This window comes from Polynucleobacter sp., assembly GCF_030693775.1.
Taxonomy (GTDB): domain Bacteria; phylum Pseudomonadota; class Gammaproteobacteria; order Burkholderiales; family Burkholderiaceae; genus Polynucleobacter.
Genome location: NZ_JAUXZY010000001.1, coordinates 128,477 through 147,137, shown reverse-complemented (window position 1 = coordinate 147,137; position 18,661 = coordinate 128,477). Strand labels below are relative to the sequence as shown.

General features: G+C 51.5%; 18 protein-coding genes. 11 read left to right on the top strand and 7 right to left on the bottom strand.

Annotated features, from left to right (window positions below):
* Positions 1–143: 143 nt before the first annotated feature.
* Genes Q8M75_RS00760 through bamC form a run of 9 tightly spaced genes read left to right on the top strand, consistent with a single transcriptional unit; the run spans position 144 to position 11,619 of the window.
* Complete coding sequence (locus tag Q8M75_RS00760; protein ID WP_305485118.1) at positions 144–2,999, top strand: 2-oxoglutarate dehydrogenase E1 component; 2,856 nt, start codon at positions 144–146, stop codon at positions 2,997–2,999.
* Positions 3,000–3,040: 41 nt separating this feature from the next.
* Positions 3,041–4,270 (top strand): 2-oxoglutarate dehydrogenase complex dihydrolipoyllysine-residue succinyltransferase, encoded by a 1,230-nt coding sequence (odhB, locus tag Q8M75_RS00755; RefSeq protein ID WP_305485116.1) that lies wholly within the window; start codon positions 3,041–3,043, stop codon positions 4,268–4,270.
* A gap of 11 nt (positions 4,271–4,281) precedes the next feature.
* A complete protein-coding gene (gene lpdA / locus Q8M75_RS00750) occupies positions 4,282–5,718 on the top strand; it encodes a dihydrolipoyl dehydrogenase (RefSeq protein WP_305485114.1) in 1,437 nt (478 codons plus the stop codon).
* A 1-nt stretch (position 5,719) separates the two neighbouring features.
* The gene (gene zapE, locus Q8M75_RS00745; RefSeq protein WP_305485113.1) at positions 5,720–6,823 is read left to right on the top strand and encodes a cell division protein ZapE; all 1,104 of its coding nucleotides are present in this window, start codon (positions 5,720–5,722) and stop codon (positions 6,821–6,823) included.
* A 9-nt stretch (positions 6,824–6,832) separates the two neighbouring features.
* A complete protein-coding gene (locus Q8M75_RS00740) occupies positions 6,833–7,681 on the top strand; it encodes a 3',5'-nucleoside bisphosphate phosphatase (RefSeq protein ID WP_305485111.1) in 849 nt (282 codons plus the stop codon).
* Positions 7,682–7,727: 46 nt separating this feature from the next.
* Positions 7,728–8,930, top strand: coding sequence for a tryptophan--tRNA ligase (locus tag Q8M75_RS00735; RefSeq protein ID WP_305485108.1), 1,203 nt, complete (start codon positions 7,728–7,730; stop codon positions 8,928–8,930).
* Positions 8,931–8,962: 32 nt separating this feature from the next.
* The gene (locus tag Q8M75_RS00730; protein ID WP_371131722.1) at positions 8,963–9,541 is read left to right on the top strand and encodes a class I SAM-dependent methyltransferase; all 579 of its coding nucleotides are present in this window, start codon (positions 8,963–8,965) and stop codon (positions 9,539–9,541) included.
* 39 nt (positions 9,542–9,580) lie between these two features.
* Entirely contained in the window at positions 9,581–10,483 is a 903-nt protein-coding gene (gene dapA, locus Q8M75_RS00725; protein ID WP_305485106.1) for a 4-hydroxy-tetrahydrodipicolinate synthase, read from the top strand.
* Positions 10,480–11,619 (top strand): outer membrane protein assembly factor BamC, encoded by a 1,140-nt coding sequence (gene bamC, locus Q8M75_RS00720; protein WP_305485103.1) that lies wholly within the window; start codon positions 10,480–10,482, stop codon positions 11,617–11,619. The genes dapA and bamC overlap by 4 nt, the downstream gene beginning before the upstream one ends.
* 60 nt (positions 11,620–11,679) lie before the next feature.
* On the opposite strand, the gene Q8M75_RS00715 is transcribed toward bamC, so the two are convergent.
* Positions 11,680–11,889 (bottom strand): hypothetical protein, encoded by a 210-nt coding sequence (locus Q8M75_RS00715; RefSeq protein WP_108468921.1) that lies wholly within the window; start codon positions 11,887–11,889, stop codon positions 11,680–11,682.
* 82 nt (positions 11,890–11,971) lie between these two features.
* A complete protein-coding gene (locus Q8M75_RS00710; protein WP_305485097.1) occupies positions 11,972–13,240 on the bottom strand; it encodes a cupin domain-containing protein in 1,269 nt (422 codons plus the stop codon).
* Between the two features lie 61 nt (positions 13,241–13,301).
* Here Q8M75_RS00710 and Q8M75_RS00705 point away from each other — a divergent pair, with 61 nt between their 5' ends.
* On the top strand, positions 13,302–13,928 hold the full coding sequence (locus Q8M75_RS00705; protein ID WP_305485095.1) for a peptidylprolyl isomerase: 627 nt from the start codon (positions 13,302–13,304) through the stop codon (positions 13,926–13,928).
* Between the two features lie 7 nt (positions 13,929–13,935).
* Here the strand turns inward: Q8M75_RS00705 and cysE are convergent, their stop codons facing one another.
* Both cysE and Q8M75_RS00695 read right to left on the bottom strand, forming a co-directional pair.
* Positions 13,936–14,727: a serine O-acetyltransferase gene (gene cysE / locus Q8M75_RS00700; protein ID WP_305485092.1), complete on the bottom strand. Its 792-nt coding sequence runs from the start codon at positions 14,725–14,727 to the stop codon at positions 13,936–13,938.
* Between the two features lie 23 nt (positions 14,728–14,750).
* Positions 14,751–15,551 carry an RNA methyltransferase gene (locus Q8M75_RS00695; RefSeq protein WP_305485090.1) on the bottom strand — a complete coding sequence of 267 codons (801 nt, stop codon included), beginning with the start codon at positions 15,549–15,551 and terminating at the stop codon, positions 14,751–14,753.
* 87 nt (positions 15,552–15,638) lie between these two features.
* Between Q8M75_RS00695 and Q8M75_RS00690 the strand changes: the two genes are divergently transcribed.
* Positions 15,639–16,427 carry an inositol monophosphatase family protein gene (locus Q8M75_RS00690; RefSeq protein ID WP_305485088.1) on the top strand — a complete coding sequence of 263 codons (789 nt, stop codon included), beginning with the start codon at positions 15,639–15,641 and terminating at the stop codon, positions 16,425–16,427.
* Positions 16,428–16,458: 31 nt separating this feature from the next.
* Here Q8M75_RS00690 and Q8M75_RS00685 read toward each other — a convergent pair whose 3' ends face one another.
* Genes Q8M75_RS00685 through Q8M75_RS00675 form a run of 3 tightly spaced genes read right to left on the bottom strand, consistent with a single transcriptional unit; the run spans position 16,459 to position 18,624 of the window.
* The gene (locus tag Q8M75_RS00685; RefSeq protein ID WP_305485086.1) at positions 16,459–17,244 is read right to left on the bottom strand and encodes a UDP-2,3-diacylglucosamine diphosphatase; all 786 of its coding nucleotides are present in this window, start codon (positions 17,242–17,244) and stop codon (positions 16,459–16,461) included.
* Positions 17,245–17,288: 44 nt separating this feature from the next.
* Positions 17,289–17,792: a peptidylprolyl isomerase gene (locus Q8M75_RS00680; RefSeq protein WP_305485084.1), complete on the bottom strand. Its 504-nt coding sequence runs from the start codon at positions 17,790–17,792 to the stop codon at positions 17,289–17,291.
* Positions 17,764–18,624: a tetratricopeptide repeat protein gene (locus Q8M75_RS00675; protein WP_305485081.1), complete on the bottom strand. Its 861-nt coding sequence runs from the start codon at positions 18,622–18,624 to the stop codon at positions 17,764–17,766. Before Q8M75_RS00675 ends, Q8M75_RS00680 begins: the two co-directional genes overlap by 29 nt.
* Positions 18,625–18,661: the final 37 nt, after the last annotated feature.

Below are 18,661 nucleotides of genomic sequence, written 5' to 3'. Positions count from 1 at the left end.
AAGGCTAGTTGGAAGAAGCCATTATTCGTGTTAAATTGGACTTGTATTTGAATACGCAATGATCAATCTGCAGAGGGTGAAGCCCTTGTGCAGACGGTTTAATCCACAGTTTTTTTCGGGAAACCCGATGAAAGGTGAGCATCATGATTCAATCCTCTAGGGGAAGTTCGTACCTGTTTGGCGGAAACGCCCCCTATGTAGAAGAACTCTACGAATCCTATTTATTAGATCCAACGTCTGTCGCCGATCACTGGCGCGACTACTTCGATAACGTCAATCAAGTTCCTGCGGTCGATGGCTCTAGTGGCCCCGATATTGCCCATGCGCCGATTGTTGCCTCCTTTGCTGAGCGCGCGAAGCAGGGCCCTATTCGCACAGTTACGGACTCCGTCGACTCTGAGATGGGACGCAAACGCGTTGCCGTTCAACAGCTGATTGCAGCGTATCGCAACGTCGGTAATCGTTGGGCCAATATTGATCCACTCAAGCGCACTGAGCGCCCTGATATTCCAGAACTCAATCCGGCCTTCTATGGCTTTACCGATGCCGATATGGACATCGTGTTTAACACCAGCAATACCTTTTTCGGCAAAGACAATATGTCCTTGCGCGATTTACTGCAAGCCTTGCGTGAAACGTATTGCGGCACCATTGGTGCCGAGTACATGTTCATTGCCGATCAAACCATCAAAAAATGGTGGCAAGAAAAATTAGAATCGATTCGCTCGACCCCATACTTTAATGTCGAAGAAAAGCGGCAAATTCTGGATCGCGTGACTGCGGCAGAGGGTCTTGAGCGTTACCTCTCGGCAAAGTACGTCGGACAGAAACGCTTTTCGCTCGAGGGTGGTGAGAGTTTCATTGCCTGTATGGATGAGCTGATCCGCGATGCGGGTGCTCGCGGTGTCCAAGAAATTGTGATTGGCATGGCTCACCGAGGCCGCTTGAATGTTCTCGTCAACGTCCTTGGAAAAATGCCGAAGGACTTGTTTGCCGAGTTTGAGCACAAAGCTCCTGAAGATCTGCCGGCTGGTGACGTGAAGTACCACCAAGGTTTTTCGAGTGATATTTCAACGCCAGGCGGCCCAGTGCATTTGTCCTTGGCATTTAACCCATCTCATCTAGAAATCGTTAATCCGGTCGTAGAAGGTTCTGCACGTGCGCGGATGGAGCGCCGCGGTGATTTAACCGGTAGCCAAGTATTGCCCGTTTTGGTCCATGGCGATGCTGCGATCGCAGGTCAGGGCGTGATGCAAGAAACCCTAGCTATGGCGGAGGTGCGCGGCTATTCCACGGGCGGCACGATCCACATTGTGATTAACAACCAGATTGGATTTACCACGTCCGATCCGCGCGACTTGCGCTCGAGCCTCTATTGCACCGACATCATGAAAGTGATTGACGCCCCGGTATTACACGTCAATGGCGATGATCCAGAAGCCGTTGTTCTGGCTACGCAGTTGGCCGTTGAGTTTCGTAGTCAATTCAAGAAAGACGTCGCCATCGACATCGTGTGCTTCCGTAAATTAGGGCATAACGAACAAGATTCGCCGGCTATGACCCAGCCTTTGATGTACAAAATCATCAGCGCACATCCTGGTACACGAAAGCTCTATGCCGAAAAACTAGAAGCGCAGGGCGTGGTACCTGCTGGCACGGGTGACTTGATGGTTAAAGAGTACCGCGCTGCGATGGATGCCGGCGTACAAACATCGGACCCTGTACTGAGCAATTTCAAAGGGAAGTTTGCGGTGGATTGGTCTCCTTTCTTGAACAAGAAGTGGACCGATAGTGCGGATACTGCAATTCCGCTAACCGAGTGGAAGCGTTTGGCAGAAAAAATTAGCACTATTCCAGCTGATCTCAAAGTACACCCCTTGGTTGAAAAGGTATTGCTGGATCGTGCCGCCATGGGTCGCGGTGAAATCAATGTCGACTGGGGCATGGGCGAGCACATGGCATTTGCTTCTTTAGTTGCCAGCGGTTATCCCGTGCGCCTATCTGGCGAAGACAGTGGTCGTGGCACATTTACGCACCGCCATGCGGTACTGCACAACCAGAACCGCGAAAAATGGGACACCGGTACTTACGTCCCGCTGCAGCATGTGGCAAAAGACCAAGCCCCATTTACCGTAATCGACTCCATTCTTTCGGAAGAGGCGGTATTGGGTTTTGAATACGGCTATGCTGCGGCCGAGCCAAATACCTTAACGATTTGGGAAGCGCAGTTTGGTGACTTTGCCAACGGCGCCCAGGTGGTCATTGATCAGTTTATTGCCTCGGGTGAAGTGAAGTGGGGCCGCGTAAACGGTCTTGTCATGATGTTGCCGCATGGTTATGAAGGTCAGGGTCCTGAGCACTCCTCCGCACGCCTCGAGCGTTTCATGCAGTTGTGCGCAGATACCAATATGCAGGTGATTCAGCCAACAACGGCGGCACAGATTTTCCATGTGTTGCGCCGTCAAATGATTCGCCAGTTCCGCAAGCCCCTGATTTTGATGACGCCCAAGTCCTTGCTACGTAATAAGGAAGCCGCATCGCCCTTAATTGAATTTACAAAGGGTGCCTTTCAGACGGTATTGCCTGAGCGCGATGAATCGATTGATCCGAAAAAGGTCACGCGCATCATCATGTGTTCCGGCAAAGTCTATTACGACCTTGCTAAAGCGCGCGCCGATAAGTCGATTGGTGATGTGGCGATTATTCGCATCGAGCAGCTGTATCCATTCCCGCACAAAGCCGTTTCTGCTGAAATGAAAAAGTACCCTGCGCTAGAAGAGGTGGTGTGGTGTCAGGATGAACCGCAAAACCAAGGTGCATGGTTCTTTATTCAGCACAATATTTTGGAAAACATGAGTGAGGGTATGCGTATGGCTTATGCCGGCCGTCCCGCCTCTGCCTCACCGGCGGTTGGTTATGCCCACCTCCATCAAGAACAACAAAAGTCGCTGATCAATGCGGCCTTTGCCAAACTCAAGGGATATGTCGTTACTAAATAAGTACAGACAAATTCACATCACATTATTTATTAGGAAGAATCATGGCTATTTTCGAAGTTAAAGTTCCCCAGTTATCTGAGTCGGTTGCCGAGGCAACCTTATTGCAGTGGAAGAAAAAAGTAGGGCAGGCCGTGGGTCAGGATGAAATCCTGATTGAGATTGAAACCGATAAGGTGGTGCTAGAGGTGCCATCCCCATCTGCTGGTGTGCTGGTTGAGCTGTTAGTTGATGATGGCGGTACTGTAGTTGCTGATCAAGTGATTGCGAAGATTGATAGCACGGCTACTGCTTCTGCTACCGCAGCCCCCGCGATTGCAGTTGCACCGGTGGCCGCTGCAGCAAGTGCAGCGCCTGCTACAAAACCCGCTGCTGCTCCGATTGCAAGCGCTAGCGCTGCCCCTTCAGCCGCCAAAATGATGGCGGAAAATAATATGAGCGCAGCGCAGGTTGCTGGTACAGGACGCGATGGTCGCATTACGAAGGGCGATGTGATTGGTGCTGTTGCTGGTGGATCCAAGCCAGCAAAAGTAGCTTCGCCCGCTTTACCTGGAGTTGCGGTGCCGATGGGCGAGCGTCCAGAAGAGCGCGTGCCGATGAGTCGTTTGCGTGCGCGGATTGCGGAGCGCCTGCTCGAGTCCCAAGCAAACAATGCCATTCTCACGACCTTCAATGAAGTCAATATGGGCCCTGTGATTGCGATGCGCAATAAGTACAAGGACGTATTTGAAAAGACCCATGGCGTTAAGTTGGGTTTCATGTCCTTCTTTGTTAAAGCAGCAACCCATGCCCTAAAGAAATTCCCCTTGCTGAACGCATCGGTAGATGGCAATGACATTGTGTATCACGGCTACTTTGATATTGGCATTGCAGTTAGCTCGCCACGCGGCTTGGTAGTGCCAATTTTGCGTGATGTCGACCAAATGAACTTGGCTGATATCGAAAAGAAGATTGCGGAGTATGGCGCGAAAGCCCGTGACGGCAAGCTGTCGATTGAAGAGTTAACTGGCGGAACCTTCTCTATCTCCAACGGCGGCGTTTTTGGTTCGATGCTGTCGACGCCAATCATCAACCCACCCCAGTCTGCAATCTTGGGCATTCATGCTACGAAGGAACGCGCTGTAGTGGAGGATGGGCAAATTGTGATTCGTCCTATTAATTACTTGGCCTTATCGTATGACCACCGCATTATTGATGGTCGCGAGGCGGTACTTGGTTTGGTTGCCATGAAGGAAGCATTAGAAGATCCTTCACGTCTCCTGCTTGATCTGTAAGGAGCGAACACATGAGTCAAGCATTTGATGTGCTCGTTATCGGCGCGGGTCCTGGCGGTTATATTGCAGCGATTCGGGCTGCGCAGCTGGGTTTTAAAGTGGCTTGCGCAGAATCCAATGCCTACGATGATCCGAAGGGTGAGCCACGCTTAGGTGGTACCTGTTTGAATGTGGGCTGTATTCCCTCGAAGGCCTTGCTGGCATCTTCAGAGGAGTTTGAAAAGGTTAGCCATCATGTTGCTGAGCATGGCATTACGGTGGGTTCGGTTAAGCTCGATTCCAACAAAATGCTGGCGCGCAAAGATGCAATCGTCACCAAGATGACGGCGGGCATTCAGTTTCTGTTTCGCAAGAATAAGATCACAACCCTTAAAGGCCACGCTTCTTTTGTTGGCAAAACAGCGGATGGGTATCAGATTCAGATAGACGGCAAAGATGCCGGCACAGTGACTGCAAAGAACGTAATCATTGCTACCGGATCGAAGGCGCGCCATCTGCCGAACATTCCGGTGGATAACGTACTCGTTTGTGACAATATTGGTGGACTCAAGTTTGATTCCATTCCCAAGCGTTTGGGTGTCATTGGAGCTGGCGTGATTGGATTGGAGCTTGGCTCGGTTTGGCGCCGGGTTGGCTCTGAGGTAACGGTCTTGGAAGGCTTGCCTACTTTCCTGGGTGCATGCGATGAAGGCATTGCGAAAGAGGCCCATAAGATTTTTGTGAAGCAGGGCCTCAAGATCAATATGGGCGTCAAGATTGGTGAAGTCAAAGCGGATAAAAAAGGCGTTGTGGTTCAGTACCAAGATGCTGAAGGCAAGGCCCAAAAGCTCGAATGCGATCGCTTAATTGTTTCGGTCGGTCGTGTACCCAATACCGACAAATTGAATCTCGAGTCGATTGGCCTCAAAGTCGATGAGCGTGGTTTTATTCCGATCGATGACCACACTTGCGCCACGGCGGCCCCTGGGGTTTATGCAGTAGGCGACGTAGTGCGTGGTCCGATGCTGGCCCACAAGGCAGAAGATGAGGGTGTCCTGGTTGCTGAAATCATCGCAGGTCAAAAGCCCCACATCGACTACAACTGCATTCCATGGGTGATTTACACCGATCCTGAAATTGCTTGGGTAGGCAAAACTGAGCAGCAACTGAAAGCGGCTGGCATTGCCTATAAAGCAGGTCAATTCCCATTTGCCGCAAACGGACGTGCACTTGGTATGGCCCGCGCCGATGGATTTGTGAAGTTTTTAGCCGATGCAAAGACCGATGAAATTCTCGGTGTCCATATCATCGGGCCAAATGCATCGGATCTGATTGCGGAAGCTGCGGTTGCGATGGAGTTCAAGGCGGCGGCAGAAGACATCGCACGCATTTGCCATCCTCACCCCAGTCTGTCGGAGGTAATGCGTGAGGCGGCATTAGCAACGGATCAACGCGCATTAAATATGTAAGTTGAGTACGCTCGCGTTTTACCGAAAAGAGCTGGAGGCGCGCGGGTTCCATTCCGATCCCGCGCAGGAGCGCGCAGTTGAACGTCTGCAGCGCTGCGAGGATGAGTGGGTTGCGTACAAGGATGTTCGCAGCAATGCGCTCACCAAAAAGTTGTTTCACCCAGCGCTCCCCAGAGGGGTCTACCTCTGGGGTGGGGTAGGTCGCGGCAAATCCTTTTTGATGGATTGCTTTTATGCTGCATCACCCCTAGAAAAAAAGATTCGCATTCATTTTCATGAATTCATGCGCGAGGTGCATCGTGAGTTGCATGAGTTATCCGGCATGTCGGATCCCCTGGATGAACTGTCGAAGCGTATTGCTCAGCGCTACCGTTTAATTTGCTTTGATGAATTTCACATTAACGATATTGCGGATGCGATGATTCTGTATCGGCTATTGAGCGCGCTATTTGAGGATCGGGTGCAATTCATCATGACCTCGAATTACAAGCCGGATCAGCTTTATCCGAATGGCCTGCATCGAGATCGCTTATTGCCCGCTATTGCCTTGCTTGAGAGCAAGTTGGACGTGCTCAATGTGGATGCAGGTACCGACTACCGGCAAATGCAAATGGCCCAAGTGCAAGCCTATTTCCAGCCTTTAACATCAGTGAACGATGTGCTGATGATGCAAACGTTCCGTTCGGTATTAGGTAAGGAGCCCGAAGAAAAGAATCCGATTTTACGGATTGAGTCGCGCGAAATCAGGCCAATGCACCGCGCTGCCGGCGTCGTTTGGTTTGATTTCAAAACCCTGTGCATGGGGCCGCGCTCACAAAACGATTATTTAGAGATCGCCAATCTCTTTCATACTGTTTTTTTATCCGGGGTGCCTTACATGCCGCCCCGCATGACCAATGAGGCACGGCGCTTTATCTGGCTGATTGATGTGCTGTACGACCATAAAATTAAACTGATTATGAGTGCTGAACTGCCAGCAGATGAGCTTTATACCGAAGGACAAATTGTGGGTGAGTTTGCCCGAACCGTGTCCCGGCTGGTTGAAATGCAGTCCCGTGACTATTTAGATGCCCCGCGCCGTGTGGTTCATGCCGGCTTGACCTAAAATAGGGGGATGTCGACCCCTTTTATTCTGAATGCCGATTTGCACTGTCATTCCGTGGTTTCGGATGGCACATTAACGCCTGAAACCTTGGCGCTGCGTGCATTCGAAAATGGCGTTCATTTGTGGGCTCTAACTGACCATGATGAGTTGGGTGGCCAGGAACGCGCAGCGTGCGCAGCGCGTGACTTAGGAATGGATTACCTTTCTGGGGTTGAGATTTCGGTGACCTGGATGGGCCACACGATTCACATTGTTGGTCTGGGTATTGATGCTGCCCATATCGGTATTTTGGAAGGCCTACGACGCACTCGCGATGGTCGGCAGAATCGCGCCAAAATGATGGCCGAACAATTGGCTAAAGCGGGCATTGCGGGGAGCTATGAAGGCGCGCTCCTGTACGCAGGTAACCCCGAACTAATTTCACGTACCCACTTTGCTCGTTTTTTGGTGGAGCAAGGCGTATGCCGCGATACCGATCAGGTGTTTAAGAATTATTTGGTTGAGCATAAGCCCGGGTATGTCCCGCATCAATGGGCCAGCTTAGATGACGCCTTAGCGTGGATCAAAGCGGCAGGAGGTGTTGCCGTGATTGCGCACCCTGGGCGTTATAAATTAAGCGCCATGCAACTGGATGAGCTCTTTAAGCATTTCAAAGAATTGGGCGGCCTAGCAATTGAGGTAGTGACTGGGAGTCATAGTCCTGCGCAATATCAAATTTATTCAAAGGCTGCCGAACACTATGGCTTCATGGCTTCGCGCGGCTCTGATTTTCATGATCCCCAGGAAAGCTATATTGACCTGGGCAAGTTACCGCATCTTCCCGAGCACTTAACCCCAGTGTGGTCCGTGTTCCATTAGACTCCAGATTGCTATTTACTAAATTGCCGAAGAAGGCCACTTAATTATGTTTGCTCAGCGCGTACTTTCCGGAATGAGGCCAACAGGTCATTTGCACTTAGGCCACTACCATGGCGTTTTAAAAAACTGGGTCCAGTTGCAATCCCAGTACCCCTGTTTTTTCTTTGTGGCGGATTGGCACGCGCTCACTACCCATTACGAAACCCCGGATGTGATTGAGGCGTCGGTGTGGGAGATGGTGATTGACTGGCTCGCTGCTGGCGTTGATCCAAAACAAGCAACCCTGTTTATCCAGAGCCGTGTGCCCGAGCATGCTGAGCTGTTTTTGCTTTTATCCATGGGTACGCCCTTAGGTTGGTTGGAGCGTGTTCCCACCTACAAAGACCAAATTGAAAAGCTCAAGGAAAAGGATTTACAGACCTATGGTTTTTTAGGCTACCCCTTGCTGCAATCGGCTGATATTTTGATTTACCGCGCACAGCACGTTCCCGTTGGTGAGGACCAAGTGCCGCACGTGGAGATGACCCGCGAAGTGGCCCGCCGTTTTAATAATTTGTACGGTCGTGAGCCTGGCTTTGAAGTCAAAGCCCAAGAGTCAATCAAGAAACTCGGCGGCAAAGCTGCCAAGCTCTACGCCGAGTGCCGTGTGGCCTACCAGGAGCGCGGCGAGGTCGAAGCGCTGGAGCGAGCCAGAGAATTGCTGCAGCAAGCCCAAAGCATTTCTAATACTGACCGGGAGCGCCTCTTTGGTTATCTTGAGGGGTCACGCAAAGTGATTCTGCCCGAGCCGCAGGCCTTGCTCACGGCAGCCTCACGGATGCCGGGCTTAGATGGACAAAAGATGTCCAAGTCCTATGGCAATACCATTGGTATTCGGGAAGAGCCTGCTGTAGTTGAGCGCTCGATTAAAACGATGCCCACCGACCCGGCACGCATCCGCAGAACCGATGTGGGCGACCCAGCGCGCTGCCCTCTATGGCAACTGCATTTGGTGTATTCGGATAAAGCAACGCAAGAATGGGCTGAAAAAGGCTGTAAATCTGCGGGCATTGGTTGCTTAGAGTGTAAGCAGCCGGTGATCGATAGCATCTTACGTGAGCAGCAGCCGATGTTTGAGCGTGCCCAGCAATACCTGGATGACCCCAGCTTGCTGCGGGCGATTATTGCCGATGGCAACGACAAGGCGCGCGCAGTTGCAAAAGAAACCATGCGCGACGTTCGTGAGGCCATGGGCCTAGCCTATACCTAAGCTACGTGACCGCCTCTAAACCGGCAGGTACTGTGCCAACACACGCAAGCATTGCCCATCCATCGGATTGGGTCATGCGTTTTTGCCCTCTGATTCCTGAGGGTGGCAGAGTGCTGGATTTAGCTGCCGGATCGGGTCGTCATAGCGTGTATTTAGCTAAGCTGGGATTTTCAGTATTGGCAGTGGATCGTGATGCGGCAGCGCTAAAAACCCTTGCACAATTAAATTCAGGCCTTGCCATCGAAATCGAGCAGTTAGACCTGGAGGGCCCCGCATGGCCCCTGGCGGATCGGTCGGGGCTTTTTGATGCCGTGGTGGTAACTAACTACCTCTATCGACCCTATCTCCCGCTTCTCCCAGATCTACTGGCGGAGGGCGGCATACTGATTTATGAGACGTTTGCGCAGGGTAATGCCGCTTTTGGTAAGCCGAGCAACCCCGATTTCCTTCTGCAAAGAGGGGAATTGCTTGATTTTGCAGCCCACCATGGCCTTCATGTTCTTGCCTACAGTGACTTATATCAGGCCGAGCCCAAGCCTGCCATGGTGCAGAGCGTGTGCGCCGTAAAGGGGGTGCTAAAAGGGCGCCATCCGTTACAATTTCAAGGATGACGACAGTGCAATCCCAAGCCCATCCTGCGAGGTGCTCCAATGCCTAATTCGAAGCCGATGCACGGCAGTATGGTGGCTATTGTCACCCCTATGCTAGAGGATGGAAGTCTTGATTACCCCGGTTTAAAAAACCTACTCGATTGGCACGTTGCTGAAGGTACGGATGGCATCGTTATCGTGGGCACGAGTGGAGAGTCGCCTACGGTTTCAGTCGAAGAGCATTGTGAGCTGATTCGAGTCACAGTTGATCATATTCACGGCCGCATTCCAGTGATTGCTGGAACCGGTGGTAATTCCACCTGTGAGGCAATCGAGCTTACTGAGTTTGCAAAAAAAGTGGGAGCCGATGCCAGCCTCCAAGTGGTTCCGTATTACAACAAGCCAACGCAAGAGGGCATGTACCAGCACTTCAAAACGATTGCTGAAAAAGTCGACTTACCGGTCATCTTGTACAACGTCCCTGGTCGTACCGTAGCGGATTTGGCTGGCGAGACTACCGTGCGTTTAGCAGGGGTGCCTGGCATTGTCGGCATTAAAGATGCCACCGGCAATTTGGAGCGCGGTAGTGTACTGCTGGCTGAATTAAAAGCAGCAGGGCATGCCGATTTTGCGGTGTTGTCTGGCGATGATTTAAGCGCCATATTACTCATGCTAATGGGCGGCAAAGGAAATATTTCCGTTACTGCGAACGTTGCCCCACGCTTGATGCACGAACTCTGCGCTGCTGCAATGGCCGATGATGTTGCAAAGGCGCGAGCCATTCAGTACCAGTTACTTGGGGTGCACAAAGCTATGTTTATTGAGGCTAACCCGATCCCAGTGAAATGGGCTCTGCATCAAATGGGCAAGATTACAGCAGGCATCCGCTTGCCATTAACGCCACTCAGTCCCGCATTGCGCGATCCGCTTAAAAAAGCACTTATTCAAGCTGGACTATTATGAAAAACGCATTTCTGTTCACGCGCCGTACATTAATGGCTGCCAGTATTGCCAGTCTGCTTGCCTGTACTTCGGTTTCTAAAAACGATACCGTTGACTATAAGGCGGCTGGTGCAGTGCGCGGACCTAATTTAACTTTGCCGCCGGATTTGATTACGGCCCAAGCCGACCGCCGCTACATTGTGCAAGATGGCACTGCAACTATGTCGGAGTTCAATGCTGCGTCCAAAAAAATTAGCCAGACGCGTCAAAACGTACTCACCGGAATTCCAGGAATGCGCATTGCGCGGGATGGTGAAAAGCGTTGGCTTGTAGTAGAGAGACCAGCACCAGAGCTGTACCCCCTCATTAAGGATTTTTGGCAAGAAAATGGTTTCTTATTGGTAGTCGATTCGCCTTCTACCGGCATCATGGAAACCGATTGGGCCGAAAATCGCTCCAAAATTCCTCAGGATTTTATTCGCAAGACCTTAGGTAAAGTGCTGGACTCGCTCTACGATACCGGTGAGCGCGATAAGTACAAAACCCGCCTTGAAGTGCCAAGGCCTGGTGAGACCGAGGTATATATTACTCAGCGCGGCGCTTTAGAGAAATGCGTATCAGATTCGACGGGCTCCTGTATCTCCACTGTTTGGACGCCGCGCCCCAATGATCCTGAGCTCGAAGCTGTTTTCTTGGCCCGTCTGATGGAGCGTTTAGGTGTATCGCAAGAATCGGCTCGGGCGCAGGTGGCAGCTGCTGCAGCCGCTCCGGTAAAAACTCCAAAAGCGAAGTTTGTTCAAGAGGGCGTTAACACCGGTCGCATTGATATGAGCTCGAGCTTTGATCGTGCCTGGCGCGATGTTGGGCTGGCGCTTGACCGTTCCAACTTCACCGTAGAGGACCGCGACCGTTCCAAGGGCATTTACTTTGTACGTTACGTAAACCCCAAAGAAGTGGGTGAATCAAAAGGATTCTTTTCAAAACTGTTTAGTAGCAGCGATGACTCAAGCCTGAAAGCAAAGCGCTACCGAGTGGTTCTCAGGTCGAGCGGCGACAACTTAACTCAGGTTTATGTGCAGGACGATGCCGGAAAACCAGAAAATACCCCTGCAGGTTATCGTTTGTTGACTTTATTGGATGAGCAGTTGATCAAGTAAGCTGCGATTAGGGCATAAAAAAAGCCGCTTTGCAGCGGCTTTTTTGTTTTCAGCTGGAAATTACTTGCCGGCTGGCGCTGGAGCAGCAGCAGGAGCGGCGCCAGTAGCAGGGGCAGCTGGAGCTGCTGCAGGAGCTGCATCAGCAGGAGCGGCTGCGGGTGCTGGGGCAGCAGCAGGTGCTGGCGCTGGTTTTGCTTCTTCTTTTTTGCCGCAAGCAGCTAAAGTAACTGCGAAGAGGGCTGCGAGTACGAGTGAGAGCGATTTTTTCATTTGATTGATCCTTTAAAAATGAATGACTAGGGCCTTGGCCTAAATACAAAGTGAAAACAGTTCGGGTTTCCCCGCACAATATTCACCTAATATTATAGCGATCCTTCGTTTTTCCTGTTGTTAATACCCACCCCGCACAGTAGGCCTCATAAAGGGAATTATGACCAGTAGCAATATCGGCTACATAGGCACTATTTTTATCTCCCAATGGCGGCAAGGTATGCCTTTCAGAAAGAACATTCCAACAGAGTTTCACGGCCAAGGATTCCCCTTCCGTTTGATTCTCGCCGTTGCAAAAGATCGTGTTACCCAGTCGCATGAGCCGTGTTTGAGGGTGTAAGTGGAGGGGGTTTTTCTTCAGATGGTTAGCAAATGCGTTGGCAGATAGGGGTCGATCTGGGCCACTAAAAAAGGCATGTGGCTTAGGTTCACTTAAGTAGGACGCAATGCCGGGCAGCACGCCATGGATGGAGTCAAGCCTCAGGCTTTTTAAGTGCGCGCCTAACTGCTTGACGAGCTCTGGCGGCAAGGTATCCGGTTCATCGCTGGCGACCTGCCGAGGGTCTTGGTAGCGCTGATCTAGTGCCGGTACAGCCTCTAATGATTCGGCTAGGCGCCATAAGCCTTCTTGTAGTAATTCTCGATAGGTGGCTGCTCGGAAACCGACTGACCAGGTTTGGCAGCCCGCATCAAGGGATACGCCTTCGTGTGCCACATGGGGCGGTAAATACAGCATGTCACCTGGCTCTAAAACCCACTCTTCGGAGGGATCAAACTGCGCCAAAATCTTCAAAGGTAGATTGGGCTTTAGGCTTAAATCATCTTGAGTAGAGATTTTCCAGTGACGACGGCCTGACATCTGGATTAAAAAGACATCGTAGGAGTCGACATGCGGGCCCACGCCGCCGCCGGGCCCTGCCAGGCTAATCATGAGGTCATCGAGCCTGACATCGGGAATAAATCGAAACCAAGACAAAACGGTTTTAGCTGCGGGGTGGAGTGTATCTGCGCCTTGCAGTAATAGCGTCCAATTGGTTTTGCTGATCGCTGGAATCGATTTCGGGGAGAAGGGGCCGCTAGCCATTTTCCAGGGCTTGCTTTGAATCAGGCGGCATTCGCTATCAGGCTGACTTGCCAACATGACTAAATCCGCTGCAGAAATCGGGCTATCGATCGGTTCGCCCGCAGCCTGTGCCAGCTGAAATGCGGGAATGGCACCGCGCACCAATAAAGGCTTTTTGTGCCAGTACTGCCGCATAAATTGTTCAGGACTAATTCCGCCCAATAGGGCCCAAGGAGCCTTGATGGGCAAGGGATAAGGGGGTGTTGGCGGCTGGTAGGGCGTGCTCAAGTAAAATGGTTTCATCTGCAGTTCACAATTAATCTGACCATAGGCTTTTCATACAACGCGCATGAAGATCGAAAAAAATACCGTCGTGTCGCTTCGTTATAAATTAACCGATGCGCAAAACAACCTCATCGAAGAGCCTGATTCCCCGATGGTATACCTCCACGGCGGTTACGATGGCACTTTCCCAAAAATAGAGGCGCTATTGGATGGCCATGAGCTGGGTTTTGAAACTACCGTGCAGCTTGAGCCTGGCGATGCATTTGGCGAATACGACCCCGAGCTATTAAAAATTGAGCCCCGTGCACGTTTTCCGGAGCCAATTGAAATTGGCATGCAGTTTGAAGGGATCCCCGAGGCTTTAGATGAGCAAGGTGAAATTATCGCTAGCGATGATGACTCGGAAGACGACGATGAGTTGCAGCCTTTAATCTATACCGTGACGGATGTTGCCGATAACCAGGTTGTGCTCGACGGCAATCATCCTCTGGCCGGCATGGCTTTGCGATTTACCTTGCTAGTGACCGACGTCCGCTTGGCCACCGAAGAAGAGATTCAGAATCGTCATCCAGAGGGTGTTGACGCTATCACGTTTGGGATGCCAAACGACGACGAGGACGATGTTGACTTAGACCAATTAATTGATGCGGCCGCAGGTACCGGAAAAAATAATCCGCGTACCTTGCATTAAGAGGACATTACTCTTTTAGCCACTGTTTAATAGTGTCGAGATCGTGTTTGGTCTCCGCGCCAGTGTTTGACTTCGAGGAATCGCCGCCATCTACCGCCGCAGTGCCACTGAGTTTGGCTAATTGGGCCTCGAGCAACTTGATTTTGGCTTCTTGCTCTAAGGTTGCATCAATTAAGCCTTTCAGTGCCATTGATACTGGATCATCGACGTTGGGTGTAATCCCATAAGCGGAAAAGTAGGCTTTTTTGTCGTTGACATCGCTGCCACCTTCGCCAGAAGGTAAGTCGGGATGCAAGATGCGCGCAGGCACACCAACTGCAGTAGCTCCCGCTGGAATTTCCTTCAGTACAACGGCATTGGATCCAACGCGCGCACCATCGCCCACGGTGAAGCCGCCTAGTACTTTGGCGCCCGCGCTGATCACAACGCCTTTACCTAGCGTTGGATGACGTTTAACACCTTTGTAGAGTGACGTGCCGCCTAATGTGACGCCTTGATAAATAGTGCAGTCATCACCAATTTCGGTGGTCTCACCAATCACAATCCCGAGGCCGTGATCTAAAAAAACACGCCGACCAATTTTTGCCCCCGGATGAATTTCAATGCCGGTTAAGAGCCGAGCGAGCATGGACCAAAAGCGGGCAATCCACTGCAGGCCACTGTTCCATAAAAAATGGGCAACGCGGTGAAGCCAAACGGCATGCAAGCCAGGGTAGCAGGTAATGACCTCCCAGCGGTGTCGGGCCGCAGGATCGCGAGCAATAATCGAATCAACTTCGTCAAAAAGGGCGTTCAGCATGGCTTCAGTTTAAAGCGAACTGCCTATTTTCTCAGAAGCATCTGTTTTGCGATGCCCCGCAGCAAGTCAATTTCTTCGCTTTGCAGCTCTGCTCGGGCAAAAAGCGCCGAAAGCCGGACCATCAGTTTCTTGGGGTTTTCAGGGTTCAAGTAGCCAATCGACTCTAGCCCTAAACGTAAATGCTCCAGCATTGCGGCAACGGCAGCGGGATCCGCTCGGTCTTTGGCAGCCAGCTTGGGTGCCAAATCAGCCCCAGCGGTGCCGTACTCCTGGATGAGGCCCTCTCGCAGGCTGTAGGCGCACACCATGACCGCTTGGGCTAAATTCAGGGATGGGTAGGCTGGGTTGGCCTCGAGCCAAACACGGTGGCTGCATAAGGCTAAATGGGCGTTATCGAGGCCGGTGCGCTCGGGTCCAAACATCAAGGCCACCTGTTTTCCTTGGCTTAATTGTTCAAGGATGCGCCTGCGAGCCTCAAGCCAATCTAAACCGGGCGGACCAAATTCGCGATCGCGGCTGGTGAGGCCCAATACCAGGGTAGAGCCGCTGACGGCGGCACTTAAGTCAGCCATCACTGAACTGGCATCCAACACATCGAGAGCCCCACTGGCCAGAGCAATCGCCTCCGGCTCCTGCGCTATCCCCGGTGTTTTGGGGTTAACCAGACACAGATCCTGAAAGCCCATGGTCTTTAATGCCCGTGCGGTTGATCCCACATTGCCGGGGTGGCTGGTTTCGACCAAGATCGTGCGAAGCTGGGCAAATGCATTTGCCAATGGCTGATCGTCGTGGGGTGCGGGGGTCATGGCGTCCTTGTTTTTCATGGGATGGCTATCCGATCGTTTAGAATCAAGCTGTTAGCTCGCTATGCGCTTTGGGCTTGTTCTTATTTAATTTGTTCACCACTATATATGCACCCCATGTTAAATGTGGCCATCAAGGCTGCCCGTCGTGCCGGAAACGTGATAAATCGTGCCTCTCTGAATTTAGAGCGGCTACAGGTTGACCGTAAGCAGCACAATGATTTTGTAACGGAGGTCGATAAAGCCGCCGAAGAAGCCATTATCGAAATCCTGAGCGATGCGTATCCGACGCATGGTTTTTTAGCAGAAGAAACCGGTGAACATAATCCTGGTGCCGAGTCCGTTTGGATCATCGACCCCTTAGATGGCACCACTAATTTCATTCATGGTTTTCCGCAATACGCGGTATCGATTGCCCTGTCGGTTGCTGGTGTAACTCAGCAGGCGGTGGTCTACGACCCGAATCGCGACGAGCTCTTTACAGCCACCCGCGGTAGCGGTACTTACTTGGATCGTCGGCGCTTACGCGTAGCCGGCCAAACCCGCTTAAGCAGTTGCTTGCTGGGCACAGGCTTTCCGTATCGCGAAGACCAAGACCTCCAAACCTATTTAAAAATGTTTGCTGATATGACGGCGCAGTGCGCTGGATTGCGTCGCCCTGGTGCCGCCTCGCTGGATTTGGCGTATGTTGCCGCAGGGCGTTACGATGGTTTTTTCGAGAGCGGACTAAAGCCCTGGGACATGGCGGCGGGAGCGTTGCTCATCACCGAAGCCGGCGGTTTAGTAGGTACGTACAGCGGCGAAGAAAATTACCTCAATAGCGGTGAAATTATGGCGGGCAACCCCCGTATTTTTGCTCAGCTGGCACAGCAATTGGCTAAGTACAGTAAAGCCTAAATCTCAACGCAGTAATGCAGTGCAGACGGATTTAGTTTTTAACTAAATCCAAGTAACGCACGCCCTGCTGATCAATGCGCAAGGCACTGGCTTTGGGTAGGTAGGTTTCAGGATGATCTAAATCCCAGTCGGACAGAACCCAGCGTTGCCACTCTAGATCGAGGTGGTTTTCATGATGGCGTGCCGGCAAGTGGGTGTGACCATGAATGAGTTTGCGGCTTGATTGCGATCGCACTAGTGCGGCGCAGGCTTCTAGCGTGACATTGCCTTTTGGGTTTACGCCATCGAGACTAAAGCGAGTGTCACGGCGGTATTGCGCTTTGCTATTTTTTCGTAGGCGATCGGCAATCGCGTGACGCCAAGACAGTGGCAGGCGTAGAAACCATTTTTGAGTCGATGGTTTACGCGTCCAGCCGCGATACAGCTGGTAGCCACTATCGGCAGTGCACAAGCCATCACCGTGACTTAGGATGTATTCATCGCCAGCGATCTGAACGGTGCATGGATCAGCCAATAAAGTCATGCCTGTTTTTTTCAAAAACGAAGTGCCGACTAAAAAATCCCGATTGCCGTGCATGTAATAGGTTTTTACTCGACTAGAAAGGGCTGCCAAGGCATTTTTGACCTCGCTGTGGAACGGTGATTGCGCATTCGCATCATCACCCACCCAGTACTCAAACAAATCACCTAAGATAAATACAGCTTCGACTTCGCGCGCTTCTTTTTCACAGAAGTCAAAAAAGCGCTGCGCCGTCAAGGGCATTGACGGCGTCAGATGCAAATCCGAAATCAGAAAAGCACTGGCGTGACTGTGCATCAGAAAATTACATCCACAGCCGAACGATCGATAGCATATTGAAATTATTCAGCAAGTACGGTTGCCTTCTCAATCACCACATCTTCAGTTGGCACATCCTGATGAAATCCCGAGCTACCGGTTTTCACTTTACGAATGGCGTTGACGACATCCATGCCATCGCTCACAGCGCCAAACACGGCATAACCCCAGCCTTGTGCCGTTGGTGCAGTGTGGTTTAAGAAGTCATTGTCATTCACGTTAATAAAAAACTGTGAGCTGGCGGAATGGGGTTCGCTAGTACGCGCCATCGCAATCGAGCCATTGACATTTTTGAGGCCATTATTGGCTTCATTTTCAATCTCGGCTTGGGTTGGTTTTTGTTTCATACCTGGCGCCATACCGCCACCCTGAATCATGAAGTTATCAATCACGCGATGAAAGATAGTGCCATCGTAGTGGCCGCTTTTGACGTAGGCTAAAAAGTTGGCGACAGTCTTGGGCGCTTTTGCAGCATCCAGGGTGAGAGTAATGTCGCCTTTATTTGTTTTGAGGAGTACTTGTGCCATTGCTAGGTTTACTTTCTTGAGGGTTGGTAATGGGTTTGGATGCGTTAGATGGATTGGGCGCAGATGGGGCGTTACTGGCCTGGGGCGTCTTCAAAATGCCAAGCAGGGCGGTCGCACGGCGTTGGTATTCGCGCTGATTGGTGCGTTGTTTGGCAGCATCAATATAGGATTTTGCAGCGAGGCGGGTATATACCTCGCCCAAATTAGCAGATGCAATCGCGTAACTGGGTTTGAGTTTGAGGGCGAGCTCCAAATAGTCTCGCGCTTCAATCCATTGACCTTGGTTCGCAGCGAGTGCGGCTAAATTGTTGTACGGCTCGGCCAACTCCGGAAACTGCTGGGTGATTTCAATCAAGGTTTTCTGCGCTGCTGCATATTGCTTTAACTCGATCTGCAGGCGGGCTAGGACAAAACGCAATTGCACATTGCGGGGATTTTTAAGCAGCAGTTCATTAATGCGCTTGATTGCTTCGGGATACTTTTGGGCTTTGACCAGCTTTTCAATTTCAGTGGGAATGCCATTGCGCACGATGGGATCGGGCTCAATGATCAAAAACGATAAGAAAGGCAGAGCAACGGTTTCAGAGAGTTCCGGCGGCAGGGGATCGAATCCGGAATTGGTGGAAAGCCGTGGGGGTTCATTGGGTCCAAAGCCGCCTAAAAATGGGGCTAGGACCGTGCTAGGCTGATCCTGGACTGGCGCTGGATTGCCAAAAGCCTGCGCCTCTACATGGCTAGGTAGCGCTAATGCAATCAGCAGTAATCCGAGCCCGATACCCAAGGCAGATGCGTTCGCATGCGGGGGTGTCTGCAATGGCGGGCTTGAGGTCATGGTGGCAGGGCTTAAAGGGGTAAAGAGGGGGCGTATT